Source organism: Rhodoferax sp. GW821-FHT07F03 (genome assembly GCF_059418745.1).
On sequence record NZ_JBWKQM010000009.1, the window covers coordinates 51581 to 68254 of the forward strand.

The 16674-nt window shown below is 62.2% G+C and carries 14 protein-coding genes; 7 read left to right on the plus strand and 7 right to left on the minus strand.

Going from position 1 to position 16674, the window contains the following annotated elements; translation table 11 throughout:
• Window position 1: 1 nt before the first annotated feature.
• Genes AC07R0_RS14865 through AC07R0_RS14880 form a run of 4 tightly spaced genes read right to left on the minus strand, consistent with a single transcriptional unit; the run spans window position 2 to window position 4697 of the window.
• On the minus strand, window positions 2-1369 hold the full coding sequence (locus AC07R0_RS14865) for an aldehyde dehydrogenase family protein (RefSeq protein ID WP_495105406.1): 1368 nt from the start codon (window positions 1367-1369) through the stop codon (window positions 2-4).
• Window positions 1366-2178, minus strand: coding sequence for a gamma-glutamyl-gamma-aminobutyrate hydrolase family protein (locus AC07R0_RS14870; protein WP_495105407.1), 813 nt, complete (start codon window positions 2176-2178; stop codon window positions 1366-1368). Before AC07R0_RS14870 ends, AC07R0_RS14865 begins: the two co-directional genes overlap by 4 nt.
• Entirely contained in the window at window positions 2178-3311 is a 1134-nt protein-coding gene (locus tag AC07R0_RS14875; RefSeq protein ID WP_495105408.1) for an iron-containing alcohol dehydrogenase, read from the minus strand. The genes AC07R0_RS14870 and AC07R0_RS14875 overlap by 1 nt, the downstream gene beginning before the upstream one ends.
• Window positions 3312-3314: 3 nt before the next feature.
• Complete coding sequence (locus tag AC07R0_RS14880; RefSeq protein WP_495099822.1) at window positions 3315-4697, minus strand: glutamine synthetase family protein; 1383 nt, start codon at window positions 4695-4697, stop codon at window positions 3315-3317.
• A gap of 282 nt (window positions 4698-4979) precedes the next feature.
• Here AC07R0_RS14880 and AC07R0_RS14885 point away from each other — a divergent pair, with 282 nt between their 5' ends.
• Together AC07R0_RS14885 and AC07R0_RS14890 are read left to right on the plus strand one after the other, a co-directional pair.
• Entirely contained in the window at window positions 4980-6458 is a 1479-nt protein-coding gene (locus tag AC07R0_RS14885; RefSeq protein ID WP_495105409.1) for an amino acid permease, read from the plus strand.
• A gap of 84 nt (window positions 6459-6542) precedes the next feature.
• Window positions 6543-7301, plus strand: a complete 759-nt coding sequence (locus tag AC07R0_RS14890) for a phosphonate utilization associated transcriptional regulator (RefSeq protein ID WP_495105410.1) — start codon at window positions 6543-6545, stop codon at window positions 7299-7301.
• On the opposite strand, the gene AC07R0_RS14895 is transcribed toward AC07R0_RS14890, so the two are convergent.
• On the minus strand, window positions 7233-8684 hold the full coding sequence (locus AC07R0_RS14895; protein WP_495105411.1) for a tetratricopeptide repeat protein: 1452 nt from the start codon (window positions 8682-8684) through the stop codon (window positions 7233-7235). The two genes, AC07R0_RS14890 and AC07R0_RS14895, sit on opposite strands and share 69 nt — an antisense overlap.
• A gap of 228 nt (window positions 8685-8912) precedes the next feature.
• On the opposite strand from AC07R0_RS14895, the gene AC07R0_RS14900 reads away from it, so the two are divergent.
• From AC07R0_RS14900 to AC07R0_RS14915, 4 genes are all read left to right on the plus strand, one after another.
• Window positions 8913-9527: a 3'-5' exonuclease gene (locus AC07R0_RS14900; protein ID WP_495105412.1), complete on the plus strand. Its 615-nt coding sequence runs from the start codon at window positions 8913-8915 to the stop codon at window positions 9525-9527.
• Between the two features lie 226 nt (window positions 9528-9753).
• A complete protein-coding gene (locus tag AC07R0_RS14905) occupies window positions 9754-10272 on the plus strand; it encodes a PadR family transcriptional regulator (RefSeq protein ID WP_495105413.1) in 519 nt (172 codons plus the stop codon).
• On the plus strand, window positions 10273-11091 hold the full coding sequence (locus AC07R0_RS14910) for a siderophore-interacting protein (protein ID WP_495105414.1): 819 nt from the start codon (window positions 10273-10275) through the stop codon (window positions 11089-11091). It begins immediately after the preceding gene.
• 153 nt (window positions 11092-11244) lie between these two features.
• Entirely contained in the window at window positions 11245-13866 is a 2622-nt protein-coding gene (locus tag AC07R0_RS14915) for a bifunctional diguanylate cyclase/phosphodiesterase (RefSeq protein ID WP_495105415.1), read from the plus strand.
• A gap of 369 nt (window positions 13867-14235) precedes the next feature.
• Here the strand turns inward: AC07R0_RS14915 and AC07R0_RS14920 are convergent, their stop codons facing one another.
• Window positions 14236-14739, minus strand: coding sequence for a Spy/CpxP family protein refolding chaperone (locus tag AC07R0_RS14920; protein ID WP_495105416.1), 504 nt, complete (start codon window positions 14737-14739; stop codon window positions 14236-14238).
• 233 nt (window positions 14740-14972) lie between these two features.
• On the opposite strand from AC07R0_RS14920, the gene AC07R0_RS14925 reads away from it, so the two are divergent.
• Window positions 14973-15935 carry a recombination-associated protein RdgC gene (locus AC07R0_RS14925; protein ID WP_495105417.1) on the plus strand — a complete coding sequence of 321 codons (963 nt, stop codon included), beginning with the start codon at window positions 14973-14975 and terminating at the stop codon, window positions 15933-15935.
• Between the two features lie 63 nt (window positions 15936-15998).
• On the opposite strand, the gene AC07R0_RS14930 is transcribed toward AC07R0_RS14925, so the two are convergent.
• Window positions 15999-16589 carry a sterol desaturase family protein gene (locus AC07R0_RS14930; protein ID WP_495105598.1) on the minus strand — a complete coding sequence of 197 codons (591 nt, stop codon included), beginning with the start codon at window positions 16587-16589 and terminating at the stop codon, window positions 15999-16001.
• Window positions 16590-16674 lie beyond the last annotated feature (85 nt).

Consider the following 16674-nt stretch of genomic DNA (forward strand, 5'->3'; position numbering starts at 1 on the left):
CTCAAACCTGGCGTAGATGCCAGGCCTTGGGCCGGGTGAAGGTTTGTATGCCGTAGGTGGACAGGGTCAGGCCCACGCCCGAATCGCCATGGCCGCTCCAGGGCAGGCGCGGGCTGACGCGGTCGCAGCAGTTCCAGTAGACACTGCCGGCGTTCACCTGTGCCAACACGGCGCGGGCGCGCTGCTCGTCGGGGGTGAAGACGCCGGCGGTCAGGCCATAGCGGGTATCGTTCATCAGCGCCACAGCCTCGGCGTCGCTGGCCACCTTCTGGATACCGATGATGGGGCCGAAGCTTTCCTCACGCATCACGTCCATGCTGTGGTCCACGCCCACCAGCACCGTGGGCGCATAGCTATTGCCCGGCAGGCGCTTGCCGCCAGTCAGCAGGGTCGCGCCCTTGGCTACTGCATCGGCCACCTGCGCGTCCAGCACGTCCAGCTGGGCCTTGCGGGTGATGGCGCCGATATAGGTGTCGTCGGCCATGGGCTCGCCCACCTTGAAGCCGTGCACGGTGTCCACAAAGGCCGCCACAAAGGCATCGAAAATCTGGGCGTGCACATAGATGCGCTCCACCGAGCAGCAGCTTTGGCCGGTGTTGTACATGGCGCCATCGGCCAGCGAGGCGGCGGCGTTTTGCACCTGCGCATCGTCGCAGACATAGGTTGGGTCCTTGCCGCCCAACTCCAGCTGCAGCTTGACCATGCGCGGGCCCAGGGCCTGGGCGATCTTGGCGCCGGTGGCGTACGAGCCGGTGAAGAACAGGCCGTCGATGCGCTGCGCCTGCAGAGCCGCTCCCACATCACCGCCGCCGACCAGGGCCACCAGCACATCCGTGGGCACGCCGGCCGCATGCAACAGCCGCACGATGTTCAGGCCGGTCAGCGTGGCGTATTCAGATGGCTTGTACAGCACGGCATTGCCGGTCAGCAGGGCTGGCAGGATGACGTTGCAGCCCACGAACCAGGGGTAGTTCCAGGCGGAGATATTCGCCACCACACCCAGAGGGATGTGCTGTATCTGCTCGGTCATGCCGCCCTCGTTCAGCACCGTCTCGGTGGCGGTACTGGTGTCCACCTCGGCCAGGAAGAAGTCGATGCGGCCCAGCAAGCCGTTGAGCTCGTTGCGCGACATGGCGATGGGCTTGCCGGTCTCGCTGGTCATGGTGGCGGCCAGGGCTTCGAGCTCGGCCACCACGGCGGCGCGGAAGCGCAGCACGCAGGCCTTGCGCATCTCCAGCGGCGCGGCCGCCCACACGGGCTGGGCCGCGCGCGCGGCCAGGGCTTTTGCGGCGACCGAGGCCGCGTCGTCGGCCGGCACTTCGGCAATCTTATTGCCGCTGGCGGGGTTGTGGATGGCGAGGGTGGTCATGGCTTATGTGATTGGGTGTGGGCGGCCTTGGCGGCGTGTGCTGCGGCCAGAAAGTCGGTGAGCAAAGGGGTGTCGTCCAGCGTGCCCAGGGCCGGCTGGTGGAATTCAGGGTGCCACTGCACGGCCGCCACATAGGCCGGGCCTGTGCTGCGGATGGCTTCGATCACGCCGTCTTCGGGGCTGCGCGCTTCCACCACAAAGCCGGGCGCCAGGTCTTTGATGCCCTGGTGGTGGATGCTATTGATCTTGTAGCTGCTACCGTCCGGTAATAGTGCGCTGAGCCGGGTTTCGGGCACGATCTCCAGTGGGTGGAAATGGTGGTCGTAGGCATCGGCGTCGCGGTGCGCCACGGCCTCTGGGCGCTGGGTGGCGATGTCCTGGTACAGGGTGCCGCCAAAAGCCACGTTGATGAGTTGCAGGCCGCGGCACACGCCGAACACCGGCTTGCCTGCGGCCACAAAGGCCTTCACCAAGGCCTGCTCGTATTCGTCGCGGATGCGGTCACCGCTCCAACGCTCCTGCAACGGGGTTTCGCCGTAGCTACCGGGCCACACGTCAGCGCCACCGTGCAGCACCAGGCCGTCCAGCCACTGTGCGTAGTCGTCAAAGTGCACCTCGCCACGCGCGGTGTCGCCCACAGGTGAGGGCACCATTACCGGCAACGCACCGCCGGACATGATCCAGTGCGCCATGGACTGCTCAACGTACTGCAGCGTCTTCTTGGCGAAGGCCGCGCGGGTCGGGTCGGGGTGCAAAAAGCAGGCGCTGATGCCGATCTTCAAACGCTCGGGTCGGGTGGGGTTGGACATTACATCGCCGCCTTAAAAAGCATTTCGAAATCCTCCGCCGTGCAGGGACGCGGATTGGTCTGGTGGCAGATGTCGGCCGTGGCGATTTCCACCAGGCGCGGCAGGTGCTCGTAACGCACGCCATGGTCGGCCAAGCGGCCTGTGATGCCAATGTCGTGCTTGAGTTCGCGCAGCCAGGCAACAAAAGCCTTGCCGCCGCCCGGCACCTGGCAGACATGGGCCAGCTCGTCGAACTTGTGCGGCATTACCGCCTGGTTCCACACCAGCACGGTGTCGATCATCAGCGCGTTCGCCAGGCCGTGGTGCAGGTCGCACACGGCGCCCAGCGCATGCGCGCAGGAGTGCACCGCACCCAGGTCTTTCTGGAAGGCGATGGCGCCCATCATCGAGGCCATCATCATGTCGGACCGGGCCTGCAGATTACTGGGCTCGTGCACCGCCGTGCGCAGGGCGGCTGCGGCAATGCGCGTGCCCTCCAGCGCTATGCCATCGCACAGCGGGTGGTAGGCCGGCGACAGATAGCTTTCGATGTTGTGCGTGAGCGCGTCCATGCCTGTAGCCGCCGTCACGTGGGCCGGCAAGCCCAGGGTCAACTCAGGGTCGGCAAATACCACCTGGGCCAGAATCTTGGGGCTGAAGATCACGCGCTTGAGGTGGGTGTCGTTCTCGCTCACCACGCTGGAACGGCCCACCTCAGAGCCTGTGCCGGAAGTGGTGGGCAGGGCCACGAAATACGGCAGCGGTTGGTCGATAGGGCGCACCTGCGGGTGGTCCCATACGTATTCCAGAATGTCACCCGGGTGCGTGGCCGCAATGCCCACCACCTTGGCCACATCCAGTGCTGCGCCGCCGCCAAAGCCGATCACGCAATCGGCGTTGTGGTCCTTGAAAGCGATAGCCCCGTCCATCACCTGGCTGCAGGTCGGGTTGCCATGCACGCCGCTGTACAGCCCCACCACCAGGCCATTCAGGTGGCTGACGAACTCGGCCATCACCGGCAGGGCGGCCAAGGCCCGGTCGGTCACGATCAGCGGCCGCTGCAGGCCCTGGTCCAGCAGATGCTGGGCCACCAGCTTGCGCGCGCCAGCACCGAATTTGATGGGCGTGGGAAAGGCGAAATTGGTGATGGTCATGGTTCAAATGATCTCGAAATAGCGTTTCAGTTCCCAGTCGGTCACCGCGTCCAGCCATTGGCGCCATTCCCATTCACGGGTGGCGGCGAAGTGGTCCACGAAGGTGTCGCCCAGCCAGTCGCGCGCGATGGCCGACTGCTGGAACACGCGGGTGGTTTCAATCAGGGTGCGCGGTGCGCGGGCAATGTGCTCGGCACCGCCATTGGTGCCGGTGATGGGTGGGGCTGTGAGCTTCAAACCTTTTTCCACACCGTCCAGCCCAGCGGCAATGACGGCGGCCATGGCCAGGTAGGGATTCACGTCAGCGCCAGGGCAACGGGTTTCCAGACGGGTGGCCTTGGGGCTGCCAGCGATCACGCGGAAGCTGGCGGTGCGGTTGTCCATGCCCCAAGTGGGTTTGGTCGGCGCCCAGAAGCCATCCACCAGGCGCTTGTAGCTGTTGATGGTGGGCCAGATCATGGGGCCGAAATCCATCATGCAGGCAACCTGGCCCGCGAGATAGCTTTCAAACAGCTTGCTCATCTTGCGCGGCTGCTTGGCGTCATAAAACAGATTGTTCTTGCCATCGCTTAAGCTTTGGTGGATATGGCCGCTGCAACCCGGCAGGTTCGCATGCGGCTTGGCCATGAAGCTGGGCATGATGCCGTAGCGGGCACCGATTTCTTTCACGCCGGTCTTGAACAGAATGGCCCGGTCGGCCTGGGCCAGAGCCTCGCTGAAACCTATGGCCACTTCAAATACGCCAGGGCCAGTCTCGGTATGCAGGCCCTCGATAGGCACACCGAAGGCCAGCATATCGTCCATGATGGCGTTGAAGAAATCACGGTTCTGGTTCATGCGCAGCAGCGAATAACCAAACATGCCGGGTGTCAGCTTGGTGGCACCGACACCGTTTTTCTCGGCCCAGCTATGCGGCGTTTCCAGGAAGTTGAACCACTCGAATTCCATGCCCGTCATGACCTGCAAGCCCATTTTCTCGGCGCGTTTCAGCACGCGTTTCAAGGTCTGGCGCGGGCACAGCGGGTGCGGCGTACCGTCGGCAAGCACAAACTCACCCAGGAAAAAAGGCACCTGGTTGTCCCACGGCACATGGCGCGCCGTGCCCAGGTCCAGCCGGGCCAGCGCATCGGGAAAGCCGTGCTGCCAGCCGGTGACGGTGGTGTTGTCGTAGCAGCTGTCCATCATGTCCCAGCCCAGCACCACATCGCAAAAACCAAAGCCGCCGGCTGGGTAGGGTTGGGCCGCGCCCATGAATTTGTCGATGTGCAGGTACTTGCCGCGCAGCACGCCGTCGATGTCGCTGACGGCGACCTTGACCTTGGCCGCGCCAGATTGCTGGAGGGCCGCCAGGGCAGGGTGCTGGGCAGGTGTTTTCTTGGATGCCATGTTGTCTCTCACCGTTTTGTATTCCAAGGCCATGGCGCACCAAATTGGGCCGCTACGCCGTGCTTTGTGCCTGTGTTTCAGGGCTTGGGCATTGAAACGCTTTGCATCCGGCTTGTCAATTGCTCTACTGTAGATTGTTAACAATCTGCAGATTTTGCTTGTGCAGCGCGCAAATCGCGGTTACACACGCAGGGCAATTTCCATGGTCCAAATACCTGCGGAAGCATCAGGCATGGGATGTGCATATGTTCATTTTCCATTCATCCTATTCAGGAGTACTTGATGACACTTTCTGCGAACACGTCAGGCATAGCCGCCGACGACGCCAGCGTGCTGCAAAGCATGGGCTACAAACAAGAGCTGTCGCGCAGCATGAAGCCGTTTTCGAACTTCGCGATCTCGTTCTCCATCATCTGTATCTTGTCGGGTGGCATCAACTCGCTGTCCCAGGGCATATCCGGCGTGGGCGGTGCGGCCATTGGCATAGGTTGGCTGATCGGCAGCGCCATCAGCCTGGTGTTTGCACTGGGCATGGCGCAGATCGGCTCGGCCTTTCCTACCGCGGGCGGCCTGTACCACTGGAGCTCGATCCTGGGTGGCCGAGGCTGGGGCTGGCTGACCGCCTGGCTGAACCTGCTAGGTCTGGTGACGGTGCTGGGTGCCATCAATGTGGGCACGTTTTACTTCTTTATCGGTGCATTTGGCACCAGCTTGGGGTGGGAAGCCAACTTCCAGACCCAGGCAACCTTCGTCATCGGTATCACCGCTCTGCAAGCGCTCGCCAACCATATCGGCATCAAATTAACAGCGTTTTTGACGGACATCAGCGGTTATCTGATTTTTGCCACAGCAATCTTCCTGACCGTGGCGTTGCTGGCATATGCGCCCAGCTATGACTTTGCACGTCTGATCACGTTCAAGAACTACAGCGGCGCCATCGGTGGTGATGTATGGCCAGAAACCCACAGCATGTGGCTGCTGTTCGGCTTGGGTTTGCTGCTACCGATCTACACCATTACCGGCTTCGATGCATCCGCCCACACGGCAGAAGAGACCGTCAACGCCTCCAGCGCAGTACCCAAGGGTATTGTGTCGTCTACCCTGTATTCCTCGCTGTTTGGCTATCTGATGCTGTGCGCCTTCGTGATCGCCATTCCCGACATGAACAAGGCCGCAGCCAGTGGCGGCAATGTGTTCTTCACCACCATGGACGCGGTGTTGCCAACTGGCATCAAGAACGTGCTGTATTGGGCCATCACGGCCTCGCAGTTTCTGTGCGGCCTGGCTACCGTGACCTCGGCATCGCGCATGATTTTTGCCTTTGCACGCGACGGTGGCCTGCCTGCCTCGGGCGCGCTGAAAACCGTACATGCCACTTTGAAGTCGCCGGTAGCCGCGATCTGGACGGCATCCATCATCGCCATCCTGTTCACGCTGTACACCCCGGCCTACACCACCATCGTGTCGGTGACGGTGATCTTCATTTTCATCTCCTACGGCCTGCCCATCGTGCTGGGTGGCTTGGCCTATGGCGGTAGCTGGAACAAGATGGGTCCGTGGGACATGGGCCCGATATTTCGCCTGGTGGCGCTGCTGGTCGCATTGGCCGCAGCATTGATCTTGTTCCTGGGTGTGCAGCCACCAAACGATGCGGCCCTGCAGATCACGCTGGGCTTTTTGGTGCTGACGGCCGTGGTGTGGTTTGGCTTTGAGCGCCGCCGCTTCAAAGGCCCACCCGTCACCACGATGGGCAAGAAATAAACCGTTGTTGTATCGCCCCAGAACCGCTTGGATTCTGGGGCTTTTTGCCAGGTTTTTTATACAAACTGTGCTCCAATTCGGGGCATGTCTGCTGCACCCCATCCCACCATCGCCCTCCTCCAAAGCAGCTCGCTGACAAGCGTGGTGCAACAGGAAATAGAGCGGGCCATCCTGGTAGGTGAATACGGCCCCGGCACCAAGCTGATCGAAGCCACGCTGGCCCTGAAGCTGGGTGTGTCCCGGGGCCCGGTACGCGAAGCCTTTCGCATGCTGGAAGAAGGCGGCCTGCTGCGCTTCGAGAAGAACCGAGGCGTTTTCGTACGCGACATTCCCACCGATGAAGCCGTAGAGATTTTTGACCTGCGCGCCTCGCTGGACGAGCTGGTGGGGCGCCAGCTGGCCACCCACATCACAGCCGTCCAATTGAAAGAAATCAAGGGTCTGGTGACGGAGATGGAGCGCCAGGTCAAGGCCCAGGACGCCTACCACTACCACCTGCTGAACCTGAAGTTCCACGACCGGCTGGTGGAGCTGGCGGGCAATCGCAAGCTGACCGAGATCTACCGTAAGCTGATCAAAGAGCTGTCGCTGTTTCGCCGCCTGAACCTGGCCGACAGCTGGTTGATGCCCATCACCGCCAACGAGCACCGCCCCATCGTCGCCGCAATTGCCTCGGGCGACCCCGACGCCGCCGGGCGCGCCATGTTCGACCACGCGATGGACAGCAAAAACCGCACCATTGCCAACGAGCTCAGCCGCAGCAGCGCAAGCAACCTAAGCGTGGCGAAGAGCAGCATTCCCAGCGCCCCCGGCATCGCCAGCACCCGCCGCAAACGCGTGTAAGGCAGCCGCCAGCGTATCCACCACAGGCGCCCAGCCGCCGCCTGCAGGCTGGCGAAAAAGACGCATCACACCAGGATACCAAGGCGTGTCGCTACGCTCTGCCAGCCAGCGCCAGTCGGTCAGGTAGTCGGGCAGCATCACCCAGCACGGCACCGCCAGCGCACCGGCCAGGTGGGCCACGCCGGTATCGACCGAGATCAGCAGGTCCAGCTGGGCCAGGATGGCGGCGGTATCGGCAAAGTCGCGTATCTGCGGCCCCAAGGCGCGCACAGCCATGCCCGAGGGTGGCTGCGCGGCCTCGTCTTCCCCCGCACCCTTTTGCAGGCTGATGAACGTCACGCCCGACACGTCAGCCAGCGGCAACAGGGTCGCCAGACTCGCCAGCGAGCGCTCGGCATCGTTCTCAAAGCTGGTGCTGCCCTTCCACACCAGGCCCACCCGCAGATAGCCCACCGGCACCTGGGCCAGGGCAGGGTGGCACGCCCATTCAGCCAGCAGGGCCGGCTCGGCATGCAGATAGGGCAGGGGAGCCGGCACGCTATCCACCCGGGTCTGGCACAGCGATGGCAGGCTCATCAAAGGCGTCCAGCAATCCCAGGCTGTATCCGGCAGGTCTTCGTCATAGCCCACCAGCACATCCACCCCTGCCAGGCTGGCGAACAGGCGTTTCAGCGGCGGATGGCAGACTAGGGTCACAAGGCCGGCGCCGCGTGTCTTCAGCTCCGCCACATAGCGGCAGAACTGCAGCATGTCGCCATGGCCGGCCTCGTAGCCCACCAGGATGGATTGGCCTGTCAGCGGCTCGCCGCGCCACCGTGGGCAGTGCATCAAGCGGGCCATGGAGGCGTACCAGTCGCGCGACTCGAAATGCGCCCAGCCTTCCTCCCAGCGGCCTTGGCGCAACAGCAGGTAGGCCAGGTTAAAGCGGGCCTTGGGGTAGCCGGGTTCCAGCAGCAGGGCTTCGCGGCAACATTCTTCGGATTCCACCTCCAGCCCCATGCGTGCATAGACCACGCCCAGGTTGCACCAGATATGCGAGTCGTCGCGGCGCAGCCGCAGGGCCATGGCGCACGCGGTTTCGGCCTCGTCCAGCTGGTGCAGCAGTATCAGCACACCGGCCAGGTTCACATAGCTATCGACCAACGTGGAGTTGTGCGCGATCGACTGGCGGTAGCAGTCGGCGGCCTCGGGCCACGCATGCCGCAACTCCAGCACCAGACCCAGGTTGGCATGGGCCTCGGCCAGGGTAGGCGAGAGCTGCAATGCGGCGCGCAATGCGGCTTCGGCACCGGCCAGGTCGCCTTGCTGCAAGCGCTGCGTGCCGTCAAAAAAAAGCGCCTCGGCGCTGGCGGGTGCGCCCGGCACCGGGTTCAAAACGTCCATGGCTGCGCATAGTACGCCGCTACCCACGCGATGGGGCAACAGACTGCGAAAAGCCCAGCGACAAGTTGTTTTTGGCGGGCCGGCCCCTTCGCGCTGGCTAGTGTGGCGTTGCGCGCTTGATGGAACACCACACTAGAATCGCGCCCCTATGATCGACCGCTTTGCCCTGAAAAACAGCCTGCACCAGCAGCTGAACAGCTTGCAGGCGGTGTTGCCAGGGCAGGCCACATGACCCGCCTGGCTGTGATCGACTTTGAAACCACCGGCATCTCGCCCGGCCAGGGTGACCGCGCCACCGAAGTGGCCATCGTGATGCTGGAGCAAGGCAGGGTGGTAGACCGCTACCAGAGCCTGATGAATGCCGGCGTGCGCATCCCGGCGTTCATCACCCAGCTGACCGGCATCAGCAACGCCATGCTGGCCGACGCGCCCAGTGCCGCCCAGGCCATGGCCGAGGCCAGCCGCTTTGTTGGCGATGTGCCCCTGGTCGCCCACAACGCGGCCTTTGACCGCAAGTTTTGGCAGGCCGAGCTGGCGCGTATTGACCAGCCTGCCGAGCAGCCATTTGTCTGCACCTTGCTGCTGGCGCGCCGCCTGTACCCGCAGGCGCCAAACCACAAACTGGGCTCGCTGGTGGACTTCCACCGCCTGCCGCGCACCGGCCAGGCCCACCGCGCCTTGGCCGATGCCGAAATGGCCGCCCACCTGCTGGGCCAGATCCAGCACGACCTGCGCCAGCGCTGGGGCATCGCGCAGCCCCATAGCGCGCTGCTGATGGATTTCCAGCGCTGCACCAAGGCCACGCTCGGTAAACGCCTGGCGCAGCTGGCCAGCGCCCACTAAACCACAGGCGCTAGCGGCAGCCGCCGCACACCAGCTTACCGGTCTTATATGAAATATTGGCCCGCAGCGCAGGTATTACCTGCGCTAGTAGCTACAAAAACCATAGTAATTGTTCACAAACTGAGCCGGCAATGCCCCTTGGCAGTTGCAGGGTTATTCTGTTTAGACTCACTTTCGATCTAATTTAGATATATCGTAACAACATCTAAATTACATCGAGAACACTATGCGACATTTCGAAGAAGGACTGGAACGCGGTGGCCGTGGTGCCAGTCGCCACGGTGGCGGCGGCCGGATATTTGGCCACGGCGGCCTGCGCCTGGTGCTGCTGCAACTGATTGCCGACAAACCACGCCACGGCTACGAGCTGATCAAGGAAATCGGCGACCGCCTGGGCGGCAGCTACAGCCCCAGCCCGGGCGTGATCTACCCCACCCTGACCCTGCTGGAAGAAATGGGCTACACCACCATGGCCGAGAACGGCGGTGGCCGCAAGCTCTACAGCATCACCGAAGCCGGCCAGACCCACCTGGCCGAAAACCGCACCATGGCCGACGCCATGCTGGCCCGCATGCAAAGCGGACCCGAGCTGCATTCCAGCCGGCCACCGCAGGTCATGCGCGCCCTGGAAAACTTCAAGATGGCCGTGCGCATGCGCCTGAGCGGCACACCCTTGACTGAAGAACAAGCCCACGCCTTTGCCCAGGTACTGGACCAAGCTGCGCAAAACCTGGAACGCATCTAAATGGAAACTGCCACCCCCAACCGCACCCCTTCCCGTATTCGCCACGAGCTGCGCTTTCGCCTGCTCGACGTGGTCGCCACCCAGCGCCTCAGCCCGCACATGGTGCGCATCACCCTGGGCGGCCCAGACCTGCAGGGCTTCAGCAGCCCGGGCTTTGGCGACCACGTGAAGCTCTTCTTCCCCGACCCGGTCAGCGGTGAGCTGGTGCTGCCCAGCGGCCCGCCGGGCGCCGGTGCAGCGCACGACGGCCCTCGCCCCACCATGCGCGACTACACGCCACGCCGCTTTGACCCCGAAGCCCTGACCCTGGAAATCGACTTTGCCCTGCACGACGCCGGCCCGGCCACCACCTGGGCCGTCCAGGCGCAGGTGGGCCAGCGCCTTGGCGTGGGCGGGCCGCGCGGCTCCTTCATCCTGCCCACGGACTTTGACGGCCATCTGCTGATCGGCGACGACACCGCTCTACCGGCGATTGCACGCCGCCTGGCCGAGCTGCCCGCCGGCGCCCCCACCCTGGTACTGGCCGAGGTGGATGGCCCCGCCGACGAGCTGCCCATGGACAGCGCGGCCGATGTCACCATGGTCTGGGTCCACCGCCTGGGCCGTGCCCATGGCCAGTCCAACCTGCTGCTGGACCGCCTGAAGGACCTGGCCCTGCCCACCGGCGATATCTATGCCTGGGTGGCCTGTGAAACCCATGCCGCCAAGGCCTTGCGCAGCCATCTGGTTGATGCGCGTGGCGTACGCCCGGAATGGATAAAAGCCGCCGGCTACTGGCGCCTGGGCGCGGCCGACAGCCACGAAAACATCGAAGGCTGAAACGGCATACACAAGCCACGCACAGCCTGTGGTGGCACAGGCTGTTCCGTGAGAACATACAGTTCCAGCGTGGAGCCTTTGTGTGGCGCAGCGCCTACCTTCCTGTAGAAATGGACCATGGCAGAGACGTCGACCCAAGCGCCCCCTGACACGATGCAGCCACTTCCTCCGCAGGAAGACCTGCAGCGCATGGAGACACCAGCCACCCAATCACAACAGCTGCAACAACTACAAGCCTCCGAGCAGCAGTACCGCACGCTGTTCGAGAGCAACCCCTTGCCCATGTGGGTGACGGACGCGGCTGGCCACACCATCCTGGAGGTGAACCAGGCCGCCATCGCCCATTACGGCTATAGCCGGGCCGAATTCCTGGCCATGGACCTGCACACGCTGCAAACCGAGGCCTTGCCAGACCAAGAACACATCCGCGCCTTGCCGTGCAACCACCGCAAGAAGGACGGGCAGACCATCGATGTCGAGGTGTCTTGCGACAGCCTGCTGTTCAACGGCCGGCATGCCCGCATGGTGCTGGCCCACGATGTTTCCCAGCACGTGCGGGCAAAAAAGGACTTGGCGCGCCTCGGCCGCGCCCATAGCATGGTCAGCGCCTGCAATGAAGCCCTGATAAGGGCCACTTCGGAATTCATCCTGCTGCATGAAATCTGCCAGATTGCCGTGGACATCGGCGGCTATCGCATGGCCTGGGTGGGATTCGCCCAGGACAATATTGAGAAATCCATCCTGATCGTTGCCCAGGCAGGTGACCTCACTGAATACCTCACCGCCTGGCCCATGTCATGGTCTGCCGATTCGCCTTATGGGCAAGGACCCGCAGGACGTTCCATGCGATCGGGTGAAACCATCGTCGTGCCAGACATCCGCAAGGAAGCCATCTTCAAGAACTGGCTGAAAGAGTCCTGGGTAGACGACCTGCGCTCCATCGCCAGTTTGCCTCTACGTAATAAGGAGCGCACTTTTGGACTGTTCTATCTGTACGCAAACAGTACGGTGAACATCGGCTCCGAAGAAATCCCGCTGCTAAAGCAGCTGGCTGACGACATTGCCTTTGGCATAGACCACCTGCGTGCGCAAGAAAGCAAACGCCGGTCGGACGCTCACATCCATCACCAGGCCGCGCTGCTAGACCAGGCCCAGGATGCCATCTCGGTACGGACGCTAGACAAACGCCTGCTGTATATCAACAAGAGTGCAGAAAAGCTATTTGGTCGCACGGCTAAGGAGTCCGTGGGCAAATACCTGCTGAGCGAGGTCTACAGCGACCCGGCCGCGGCGGAAGCCGCGCACGCCACCGTCGTCCAGACCGGTGAATGGCAGGGGGAATTGTCCATCCGGCGGCAAGACAACAGCACGGTGGACATTGAGGTGCGCTGGACCTTGATCACCGACGTGGACAACCAGCCCCATTCCATACTTTCCATCAGCAACGACATCACTCAGCGCAAGGCCACCGAGCGCGAGATCCAGAAACTGGCTTTTTACGACCCGCTAACCCAGCTGCCCAACCGCCAGCTGCTGATAGACCGGCTGCAGCACGCCCTGGCCACCAGCGCCCGCAACGGACAGGGTGGCGCGCTGCTGTTCATCGACCTGGACCACTTCAAGACCCTGAACGACACCCTGGGCCACGACAAGGGCGATCTGTTGCTGCAACAGGCCGCCTTGCGCCTGAGCGCCTGCGTGCGGCATATGGACACCGTGGCCCGTCTGGGTGGCGATGAGTTCGTGGTCATGCTCGAAAACCTGGGCGACAACCCGCAAGCCATTGGCGAACAGGCCCGGCGCGTGGGCGAAAAAATCCTGCAAGCCCTGAGCCAACCCTACCAGTTGGACGGACATGAGCACCAAAGCACCTCCAGCATCGGCATCGCCCCTTTCAGCCACGCGCCGAACAGTGTGGGCGAGCTGCTGAAGCAGGCCGACATCGCCATGTACCAGGCCAAGGCCGCCGGGCGCAACACCCTAGGCTTTTTCGACCCCCAACTGCAGGCGGCGGTCAGCGAAAGAGCTTCGTTGGAAGCCGACCTGCGCCTGACCATTGCGCAAGACGCGCTGCGCCTGCATTACCAGACCCAGCACAACGCCCAGGGCGATATGACAGGCGTGGAAGCCCTGGCCCGCTGGCAACACCCGATGCGCGGCATGGTGTCACCCGCCACCTTCATCCCGCTGGCCGAAGATACCGGCCTGATCCTGGAGCTGGGCCGCCAGGTACTGCAACAGGCCTGTGCCCTGCTCGCGACCTGGCAGGGCCATAGCGCCACCCGGCACCTGACCATGGCCGTCAATGTCAGCTCGCGCCAATTCAAGCATGCAGGCTTTGTGCAGCAGGTGCTGGACACCCTGGCCCACACCGGCGCCAACCCGGCCCAGCTGAAGCTGGAGCTGACTGAAAGCGTGCTGGCCGAAGACATCGAGCAGATCATTTCCAAAATGGAAGCCCTGCGCGCCCACGGCGTGGGCTTTTCACTGGACGACTTTGGCACGGGCTATTCCTCGCTGTCCTACCTCAAGCGCCTGCCGTTGGACTTGCTAAAGATCGACCAGTCCTTTGTGCGCGACGTCATGACCGACCCGAACGACGCCACCATCGCCCGCACCATCATCGGCCTGGGCCAAAGCCTGGGCTTGAATGTGATTGCCGAGGGTGTGGAAACCGCTGAACAGCGCAACTTCCTGGTAGAGCATGGCTGCCTGGCCTTCCAGGGTTATCTGTTTGGCCGGCCCATGCCTGCAGAGCAGCTGCGGTTTCTATAGATAAAACCAGGCCCTAGCGCAGTTATCTCCTGCGCAAGTAGCTATCAAAATCATAGTATTTACGCAGATGCCCCCAGGCCTGACCTTGTCTTGATTCTTCTTCTATATCTTTAATTTAAAGAATAGTAGTAGTAATAAGCCCCGGGTTGGTCTGTGGATAAGCCCATTTTCTTCTTGCCAACCAGGCACTTAGCCCGTGTGGACGGCTGTGTGTGACCCTGCTTTGGGTTTGCTTCGCCAACAGGGATAAGTCCGGGCGCCGCAGTCAGCCTGTGGATAAGCCTGGTCTTATGCCAAAACTATCCACACACTTATGCGGCGCCGCACCATACCCTGCATTCACACGGATGCAGGACGGGCTGGAACGGCTTAACCCTTGTGCGAGCGGCCGTCGAGGCCGTCACGACCGTCATGGCCGTGATCGCCGGGGCCGAAGTGCGGCATGGCATTGGCGTCAAACACCTTTTGCTGCTCAGGGGTCAGCGCGGCGTAGAAGGCCTTGGTGGCGTCTGCGCGCTTGTCCATCGCGGCATCACGCTCTGCACGCAGGGCGCGCATCTTGTCGATGCGTTCGGGCGTGGTCAGCTTGGCGAATTCAGCACGGTCTGGCCGGGGGCCCGTACGAGCCACGGGCTGCATGCTGGCGGTAAACGTGGTCCAGGCGGATTCCTGGGTAGCGGTCAGTTGAAGCTTGGCTTTCAGTGCGGCCATGTGCTTGAGCATGCGCTCGTGCATCTTGGCGGGGTCATGCTGGGCCATGCCGGAGCCTGGGGGGGGAGATGGGGGCGCATCGGCGGCAAAGGCGGCGTGGCCCGCCGTGGCGAGCATGCCTGCCAGAACCAGACTCTTGAACGCTGTGTGTACGGAAGCCATATGAAACTCCTTGGTGGATCATGGAAAACCAGGGCCTACAGTCGGATGTGGCTGTAGGTTGAATGCAAGTGTGATATTCGCTTGTATACCCCCCATGACCCGCGAATATGGCTTTGTAAAGCTGGAGGTGCTAAGCCAGCAGCGACAATATCCACCCAAAGGGCCGCTGCCCGTCAATTTCCTTTGTTAGAACGTGTCCGCATGCCTTGCGGGCCTATGCAGAAAGAATTCCCGTGTTCAAAAACGTATTGGTGTACCGCATTGGGGCCGGCTGGGTCCCTGATCTGTTGAAAATAGAAGCCGAGTTGGACAAAGACCGTTTCGTCGAATGTGGCGCCAGCCAGGAAATGTCCATGGGCTGGGTCGAGCCCCGCGGCACGGCCCACGGCCCGCTGGTCGAATCCATCGGCGGCCAGCTGATCTTCAAGATCATGTTCGAGAGCAAGTCCGTGCCCGCCTCGGTCATCAAACGCAAGTCCGAAGAACGCCTGACGCAGATCGAGGCCACCACCGGCCGTAAGCCTGGCAAAAAGGAACGCAAGGAAATCGGTGAAGACGTCAAGCTGTCGCTGCTGCCCATGGCCTTCAGCAAGCGCGGCGCCACCACCGTCTGGATCGACCCGGCCGCACTGGTGCTGGTGGTGGATGCCAGCAGCCAGGGCCGGGCCGACGAAATCATCACCGCCCTGGTCAAGGCCATCGACGGCTTTGCCGTACAGCAGATCAACACCGCGATTTCGCCCGCTACCGCCATGGCAAACTGGCTGACCACCCAGGAGCCGCCTGCTGGCTTCACGGTAGACCGCGAGTGCGAACTAAAGGCCGCTGACGAATCCAAGGCCGTCGTCAAATACGCCCGCCATGCGCTGGACATCGATGAAGTGCGCCAGCACGTAGCCGACGGCAAGCTGCCCACCAAGCTGGCCATGACCTGGGAAGGCCGCGTGTCCTTCATGTTGACCGAAGGCATGCAGATTAAGAAAGTCACCTTCCTGGACGGCGTATTCGACGGCACTTCGCAGGAAAAAGAAGACAACTTCGACGCCGACGCCGCCATCTCCACCGGCGAAATGCGCCAGCTCATCCCCGACCTGCTGCTGGCCCTGGGCGGCGAGATGGCCCTGGGCTCCGTTGGCACCACGCCAGATGCTCCAGCACCTTTGCATCCGGTGAATCTGGCGGAATCGCCGTTTTAAGGAAATCGGACCCTGGTGCAGGTGGTATCTGCGCTGGGCGCTATTGAAAACGCAGCAAGAACATCAAGGTGATGTTTCTCGCTGCGCAGACTGCTTGTGTACATCGCGGAACATCAGCATGTCTGCAATGCGCTGCGACTTCTCTTCGTCAAACCCCAGATTTTGGGCACGCAGAGCAGGATTTACCCAGGTTCCAAAAAGCATGTCCCACAGAGGAAGACCATAGTTCTGAGCGTGGTGGCCATACGCCTGGTGAACCGTATGCATTTCCGGGCGCTGCACAAAAATTCCAAGCCATCGGGGTGTTGCGATGTCGCTATGCAGAAAAAGGTCAAAAACGCCGGTCAACAGGAGTGCCAAGCCGGCCGCCAAGGGTGAAGCCCCAAGGACGACATAGCTGGAGAACGCACTGATGAGCACGGCAGCCGCAGAATCCAGCGGATGCGCATAAAAAGCCGCCAGTGCTTCCACCCTCTTGGCGCTATATATCCAAGCATATTGGATGATTTTTTGGCTGAAGACATAGCCAATGAATAAGGTCGTAGCCATGGTTGCAACAGCCAAGCATGTAGAGAGGCTGAGCCAGCGATGGTCACAGTTGTTGCGTGAAGCTGGTGCAATAACTTCCCGGCAAAAAATACCGATGAAAAGCAGGGCAAAGGAGGATAGTTGTAGAACTCAATCATGCCTTGACCGCGGATGTAGAGGGCCAAAGGCACATGTTGGGTACAGCAGTGGT

Bases quoted from the DNA above. Each gene is read 5' to 3' on its own strand.
- AC07R0_RS14895 (WP_495105411.1), bottom strand. From the start codon at position 8,684: ATGGACGTTTTGAACCCGGTGCCGGGCGCACCCGCCAGCGCCGAGGCG.
- AC07R0_RS14890 (WP_495105410.1), top strand. From the start codon at position 6,543: ATGTCTGCTGCACCCCATCCCACCATCGCCCTCCTCCAAAGCAGCTCG.
- AC07R0_RS14910 (WP_495105414.1), top strand. From the start codon at position 10,273: ATGGAAACTGCCACCCCCAACCGCACCCCTTCCCGTATTCGCCACGAG.
- AC07R0_RS14885 (WP_495105409.1), top strand. From the start codon at position 4,980: ATGACACTTTCTGCGAACACGTCAGGCATAGCCGCCGACGACGCCAGC.
- AC07R0_RS14875 (WP_495105408.1), bottom strand. From the start codon at position 3,311: ATGACCATCACCAATTTCGCCTTTCCCACGCCCATCAAATTCGGTGCT.
- AC07R0_RS14880 (WP_495099822.1), bottom strand. From the start codon at position 4,697: ATGGCATCCAAGAAAACACCTGCCCAGCACCCTGCCCTGGCGGCCCTC.
- AC07R0_RS14920 (WP_495105416.1), bottom strand. From the start codon at position 14,739: ATGGCTTCCGTACACACAGCGTTCAAGAGTCTGGTTCTGGCAGGCATG.
- AC07R0_RS14870 (WP_495105407.1), bottom strand. From the start codon at position 2,178: ATGTCCAACCCCACCCGACCCGAGCGTTTGAAGATCGGCATCAGCGCC.
- AC07R0_RS14865 (WP_495105406.1), bottom strand. From the start codon at position 1,369: ATGACCACCCTCGCCATCCACAACCCCGCCAGCGGCAATAAGATTGCC.
- AC07R0_RS14905 (WP_495105413.1), top strand. From the start codon at position 9,754: ATGCGACATTTCGAAGAAGGACTGGAACGCGGTGGCCGTGGTGCCAGT.
- AC07R0_RS14915 (WP_495105415.1), top strand. From the start codon at position 11,245: ATGCAGCCACTTCCTCCGCAGGAAGACCTGCAGCGCATGGAGACACCA.
- AC07R0_RS14900 (WP_495105412.1), top strand. From the start codon at position 8,913: ATGACCCGCCTGGCTGTGATCGACTTTGAAACCACCGGCATCTCGCCC.